Source organism: Propionivibrio pelophilus DSM 12018 (assembly GCF_059569095.1).
On sequence record NZ_JCANUT010000061.1, the window covers coordinates 1 to 6,057 of the forward strand.

At 59.6% G+C, this 6,057-nt stretch carries 9 protein-coding genes and 1 pseudogene; all 10 read left to right on the plus strand.

What is annotated here, in order from left to right:
• A partial coding sequence (locus BO74_RS17830) for a hypothetical protein (RefSeq protein ID WP_496444222.1) occupies positions 1-211 on the plus strand: 211 nt, incomplete at its 5' end.
• A 615-nt stretch (positions 212-826) separates the two neighbouring features.
• On the plus strand, positions 827-1,261 hold the full coding sequence (locus tag BO74_RS17835) for an Sbal_3080 family lipoprotein (protein ID WP_496444224.1): 435 nt from the start codon (positions 827-829) through the stop codon (positions 1,259-1,261).
• A gap of 320 nt (positions 1,262-1,581) precedes the next feature.
• The gene (locus BO74_RS17840; protein WP_496444226.1) at positions 1,582-1,716 is read left to right on the plus strand and encodes a hypothetical protein; all 135 of its coding nucleotides are present in this window, start codon (positions 1,582-1,584) and stop codon (positions 1,714-1,716) included.
• Positions 1,717-1,782: 66 nt separating this feature from the next.
• Positions 1,783-1,995 carry a dodecin gene (locus tag BO74_RS17845; RefSeq protein ID WP_496444228.1) on the plus strand — a complete coding sequence of 71 codons (213 nt, stop codon included), beginning with the start codon at positions 1,783-1,785 and terminating at the stop codon, positions 1,993-1,995.
• Positions 1,996-2,011: 16 nt separating this feature from the next.
• On the plus strand, positions 2,012-2,353 hold the full coding sequence (hypA, locus tag BO74_RS17850; protein WP_496444230.1) for a hydrogenase maturation nickel metallochaperone HypA: 342 nt from the start codon (positions 2,012-2,014) through the stop codon (positions 2,351-2,353).
• Positions 2,354-2,503: 150 nt separating this feature from the next.
• Complete coding sequence (gene hypB / locus BO74_RS17855) at positions 2,504-3,253, plus strand: hydrogenase nickel incorporation protein HypB (RefSeq protein WP_496444232.1); 750 nt, start codon at positions 2,504-2,506, stop codon at positions 3,251-3,253.
• Positions 3,250-4,347, plus strand: coding sequence for a Kae1-like domain-containing protein (locus BO74_RS17860; RefSeq protein WP_496444234.1), 1,098 nt, complete (start codon positions 3,250-3,252; stop codon positions 4,345-4,347). Before hypB ends, BO74_RS17860 begins: the two co-directional genes overlap by 4 nt.
• Positions 4,348-4,350: 3 nt before the next feature.
• Positions 4,351-4,584: a HypC/HybG/HupF family hydrogenase formation chaperone gene (locus BO74_RS17865; RefSeq protein ID WP_496444236.1), complete on the plus strand. Its 234-nt coding sequence runs from the start codon at positions 4,351-4,353 to the stop codon at positions 4,582-4,584.
• Complete coding sequence (gene hypD, locus BO74_RS17870; RefSeq protein ID WP_496444238.1) at positions 4,581-5,714, plus strand: hydrogenase formation protein HypD; 1,134 nt, start codon at positions 4,581-4,583, stop codon at positions 5,712-5,714. Before BO74_RS17865 ends, hypD begins: the two co-directional genes overlap by 4 nt.
• A 144-nt stretch (positions 5,715-5,858) precedes the next feature.
• Positions 5,859-6,057 (plus strand): annotated as a pseudogene (locus tag BO74_RS17875) (IS110 family transposase); the annotation flags it as partial.

Genomic DNA, 6,057 nt, shown 5'->3' on the forward strand with positions numbered 1-6,057 from the left:
TCATGACCTCAACTTCTCGAACCGCCCGGTGCGGACCCGCATGCCGGGTGGTGTGGCAGGGGCGCAGCCTATAAGGGCTGCCCCCTATGCCGATCCCGGCACACTCTTGGCACACTGGCACAGAAAAATGCGCCGTGCTTGTCCTGCTCGTTCGTCGGTTTTTCCGCCCCCTTACCGGCAGAGCACCCGTTGGTTAAATCTGCTGCAATGATGACGCGGCGGGATGGCCTGTCACAGTTGATGGTTGAGCATCAGGAGCCAGCGAAAAAGGCAACGCAATTGACGCTTGCGGGACTGGCCTAACGATGGGGGCGTTATTAAGTAACGGGGCGAACGCCAGAAGGCAGAAAGCCTATAGGGAGCGCCAAACGGATGCCGGGCGAGTCTCGGTAACGGTGTGGCTTGATTTCGATACGCTGCAAAACCTGCGGGCTCTGGCTTATCGCCGCACTATGACGCTACAGGAGGCCGTCGAATCGGCCATTAACGGGGAATGGGAGGCTGCGGGCAGGCCGTAGAAATCTGAAGTAGCGCAAATTAGATTAATGAACATCTACCGCCAGTAGCCAAGCGGCTTGACGCGTAAAAGTGAACGCCCGGAAACTCCTTATAAAAAGGGCGGAAAACCACAAACCGCCTTTTGAAAAGGCGAACAATGGCGAAATTCAACCGGCTGTAATGACCGGTTTTTTTTGCGGGCCGAGTAGCACTTGCATTATCTGGTATTGACCTATTCTCTCAGCGTACCTGACCAGCTATATCAGCCGATTGACCAGTTCCATGTCATGAGGCAGGATTCGGTAAGAATACTTACAAGGAATCGTACATGAATAATCTCAAACTAGTTGTGTCGCTATCGATACTGCTCTCGTTATCCGCATGCACGACCGTGAATGTGCGGAGTGTGGACACAGCACAGTACCCGATGAAATTCGTGTGTATCGAAGAAAACCCAAAAGTAGCCGTAAGTGATTTGCTTTCGGTTCTGGAGAACGGATTCCAACGCTATAACATCAAAACCTCCATCTATCGAAACAAGGCTCCTGCGCGTTGCGAGTACACGCTCTGGTACACGGCATTCCGGGGCTGGGACTTGGCACCTTTCCTCCGACATGTCGAACTCCGTCTCCGTCGTGGCGACGACACTATCGCGTCGGCCACCTATAACCACAGCGGGGGGCTTGCTTTGAACAAGTGGGCGAGCACAGAAGATAAATTGACCCCTGTCATCGATGAATTGTTAGGTGGGTTCAGTCAGTAACTGAAGCTTTGTCGGCAGACTCTTGGCACGCCGAGGCACACAACCCGGGAAACAGCGGAAACAAACCAGAACAGCAATATTATGATTTCATTGTTGTTGATTTTTTTGCGCTGTTCTTTGTTTTTCCATTTGTGCGATTGTGATTCCAAGGGTCACCGGTTCAAGCCCGGTACATCGCCCCAGTAGTAGAAAAACCCCACGTAATCAGAAGGTTGCGTGGGGTTTTTCATTTTTAGCCTCATGTTTTCCGAATCGCTTAACCGTCCTATACTGAATTGGCGGCAGTGCCGCTCTTTAACGTTCAAAGGAGAGTTCGGATCATGGGCAAACCTCAGGAAACCATCAAGGAACCGAAGAAGCAGGCGGCAAAAACTCCAAAAGAAAAAAAAGCGATCAAGCACGATAAGAAGCATCCGGTTGGGTCCATTCCGGTTATTGCCCCCGGAAAGGTCTGATTCACTGGCGATGGCCGGCCAACGCGCCGGTCGTTGCATCGACAGCGTGAACGGTGGGAGGTGTCTATGTCGGATCATGTATACAAGATGGTCGAAATCGTCGGGTCGTCGAAAGAGGGGATCGATGACGCTATTCGCAACGCAATTGAAACCAGCGCGAAGAGCATTCGCCATGTTTCCTGGTTCGAGGTGGTGAAGACAACCGGGCACGTGGTCGATGGTAAGGTGGCGCATTTCCAGGTGACATTGAAGGTCGGTTTCCGTATCGAGGACGAGTGAGTCGCGACAGCCTGACATGCATGAACTGTCGCTGGCCGAGCACGTACTGGGTCTCATCGGAGAGACGGTGGAGACCGAGGGCTTTCATCGCGTACGGAAGGTCGTGCTTGAAATAGGTGCGTTTGCCGCGGTGGAAGCGGAGGCAATGCGTTTTTGCTTCGATGTCGTCGCTCGCGAGACGATTGCCGCAGGTGCTGTGCTGGAGATCATCGAGGTTCCCGGTACCGGATGGTGCCGGGACTGCCGTCGGACTGTGATGCTTGCAGAAGTTTTTGATGCTTGCCCGGAGTGCGGTGGTTGCGATGTGGAACTCCGGAGCGGTCGCGAATTGAAATTGAAAACGCTGGAGGTGGAGTAAGCCATGTGTTCAACCTGTGGTTGTGGCGAAGACGACGCTGCTGGCGTTTCCCATGAGCATGTCGGTCCAAACGGTCTGCGTTACCGCCATGCGCATCCCCACACACACTCCCACTCACACATTCATGAACCCGGAGATGGAAAATCGATAGTGCCGCGCCAGGTTCAGGTCGAACGCGACATCCTGGCGAAGAACGATGCGTTCGCCGCGGCGAACAGGCAACGTTTCGAGCAGGATGGCGTGCTGGCGCTGAATCTCGTATCGAGTCCGGGGTCAGGCAAGACGTCCCTCCTAGTGCGTACCATCGCCGCGTTACAGGGCAGCGTGCCGCTGGCGGTGATCGAGGGCGATCAGCAGACCAATCTCGACGCCGAGCGCATCCGGGAAACCGGGGCGCGGGCGGTGCAGATCAACACCGGCAAGGGCTGCCACCTCGACGCCTTGCGCGTGCAGCAGGCGCTGGATGAACTGGTGCCAGCGCCCGCCTCGCTGCTGTTCATCGAGAACGTCGGCAATCTCGTCTGTCCGGCGGGTTTCGATCTCGGGGAGGCGGCCAAGGTCGTCATCCTTTCGGTGGCCGAGGGTGAGGACAAGCCGCTCAAGTATCCGGACATGTTTCGTGCCGCCCGCCTGATGCTGCTCAACAAATGCGATCTCTTGCCCCATCTGCGTTTCGACGTGGCGCAGGTGATCGCCAATGCGCGTCGCGTCAATCCGGACATCGCGGTCCTGCAGGTTTCGGCCGAAACCGGCGAGGGGATGGACGCCTGGTTCGACTGGCTTCGCCGCGAGCTGATCTCTGTGGTCTCCCGCCGGGAGGAAAGCGTAACCGCGTTGAAGAAGCGCGTCGCCGAACTGGAAACGCAACTCCTGTCGCTGCGGGCGTCGCTGGCTGAATGACGTTTCTCTCCTTCACCCTGCCGTTCGATACGTCGCCGGTACTGGCGGTGGGCGGCTGGTTGAAGGCTTCTGTTTGTGCCATGCACGAACGGGCGGCGTTGGTTTCCGAAACGATCGGCGATCTCGTCGATGCGGATGCCTGCAATGCGCTGGAACGGGCGGCCGACCGGCTCTGCACGGAACGTTCGATTCGTCCGGCGTTGGTCGTGCATGACCTGCATCCGGATTTCTTCAGTACCCGCTTTGCGGCGCAACTTGCCGAACGACAGGGGATTCCCGCACTGCCAGTGCAGCACCATCACGCGCACGTGGCGGCGGTGTGCGCCGAGCACGGCGTGATTGAACCGGTGCTGGGACTGGCGATGGACGGCGTCGGACTGGGCAGCGACGGCCTGGCGTGGGGCGGCGAGTTGCTGCGGTGCGACTGGGCGGATTTTCAGCGTCTCGGTTACCTCTCCCCGTTGCGCTTGCCCGGTGGGGATCGTGCCGCGCGCGAAACGTGGCGCATGGGGGCGTCGGCGTTGGCCAGCATCGGGCGGCTGGATGAGATCATCGATCGGTTTGCCGACCAGCCGGGGGCTGCGACCGTCGCGATGATGCTCGAACGCGATCTCAACTGCCCGCCGACCAGCAGCCTCGGGCGCCTCTTCGACGCCGCCGCCGGATTGCTTGGCATCTGTCCGGTGCAATCGTTCGAGGGGGAAGCGGCGATGGCGCTGGAAAGATCGGCGGAGCGGTACGGCGAGGCGGTTGTTCTGACCGGTGGTTACGAACTTGGAGAAACGCTCGATTTTCGCCCGCTTCTTGCCGTATTGGCTGACGGCGTCGAGGCCGGTTACGGTGCGGCGCTGTTCCACGCGACCGTCGCGGATGGGCTCGCTGCCTGGGTTCGCGCTGCGGTGGAGCAAAACGGGATACGCCGGGTCGCCTGTGGCGGCGGCTGTTTCCTGAACTGCCTGCTGGTGCATCGCTTGTCGGAATTGCTGCAACGGGACGGGATCGAAATGCTGACGGCACAGCGCCTTTCGCCGGGAGACGCCGGCTTGTCGCTCGGGCAGGCCTGGGTCGGTGCCCGGCATCTTTTGGGGAGGTAGGGGATGTGTCTGGCCATTCCTGCGCGGGTCGAACAACTCTTCGATGACGAGAGCGCCATCGTCGACCTCGGCGGCGTGAGAAAGTCAGTATCGCTGGCGCTCGTCGATGACGTGGCGGTCGGCGACTACGTCATCGTGCATGTCGGATTCGCCCTGCAAAAACTCGACGTCGAGGAAGCCGAGCGGACGCTGGCGCTGTTCGCCGAGATGGGTCGAACCGAGGGGAGCGCTCATTGAAATACATCGATGAATTCCGCAATGGCGAACTGGCGCGACAGCTCGCGGAGACGATCGCCGGCGAGGTTCAGGACGGGCGTCGTTATCACCTGATGGAGTTCTGCGGCGGCCACACCCATGCCATTTCGCGCTATGGCCTGGCCGACCTGCTGCCGCCACAGGTCAGGATGATTCACGGGCCCGGCTGTCCGGTGTGCGTGCTGCCGGTCGGGCGCATCGACCAAGCGATCCGGCTGGCGCTGGAACACAAGGTGACGTTGTGCAGTTACGGCGATTGTCTGCGCGTGCCGGCGTCGTACGGCACCTCGTTGCAGAAAGCCAAGGCGCAGGGGGGCGACGTACGCATGGTTTATGCGATTACCGACGCACTCGAATTTGCACGGCAGAATCCGGACAAGCAGGTTGTTTTTCTCGCCATCGGCTTCGAGACAACAACGCCACCGACGGCGGTGGCGGTCCGGCAAGCCGAGGCCCAGGGACTCGAAAATTTCTCAATACTCTGCAATCACGTCCTGACACCAGCGGCTATGCACGCGATTCTTGCCAATCCGGCGGGCGTCCAACTCGAAGGCTTTGTCGGTCCGGCGCATGTGTCGACGGTGATCGGCAGCCGGCCGTACGAACCGTTCGCCAGGGATTACGGCAAGCCGGTGGTCATCGCTGGTTTCGAGCCGCTCGACGTGATGCAGGCGATCCTGATGCTGGTGCGCCAGATCAACGCCGGCCGTGCGGACGTGGAGAACGAATTCACCCGGGCGGTGACACCGGAGGGAAACCGCAAGGCGCAGTCGCTGATGAACGAGGTGTTCGAGCTGCAGGACGACTTCGAGTGGCGCGGTCTCGGCACACTGCCGCACAGCGCGCTGAAAGTGCGGCCGGAGTTCGCTGCCTTTGACGCGGAAGCGCGATTCGGCGTCGGCTATGTGCCGGTCCCGGACAACAAGGCCTGTGAATGCGGCGCCATCCTGCGCGGCGAGAAGCGGCCGCAGGATTGCCGGATCTTCGGCACGGCGTGCACGCCGGAACGGCCGGTGGGTTCCTGCATGGTCTCGGCGGAAGGCGCCTGCGCGGCGCATTATCAGTACGGACGGTTCAGGGAGGTTTCACAAAAAACTCCGATCCCACCTTGACCGACCCCTTGAAGGGATAGCGTATGCGTACAACCTGTTTGTCATTCCGGCGCAGGCCAATGGGATGGACTCCTCCCTTGCACCGGCATCGATGTGCCAGACTGGAGTTGTCACCAACCAGTCAAACGAAGGAAGGAGTCCAAGATGAACCTTACGCGCGTTGGAGTGGATTTGGCAAAGCAAGTATTTCAGGTGCATGGCGTGGATCGGCACGAAGCGGTGCAGGTCAAGCGAACGCTCACGCGCCGGCAAGTGCGCAGCTATTTTGCCGGGCAAGCGCCCTGCCTGATTGGCATGGAAGCGTGCGCCAGCGCCCATTACTGGGCGCGCGAACTGAGCCAGT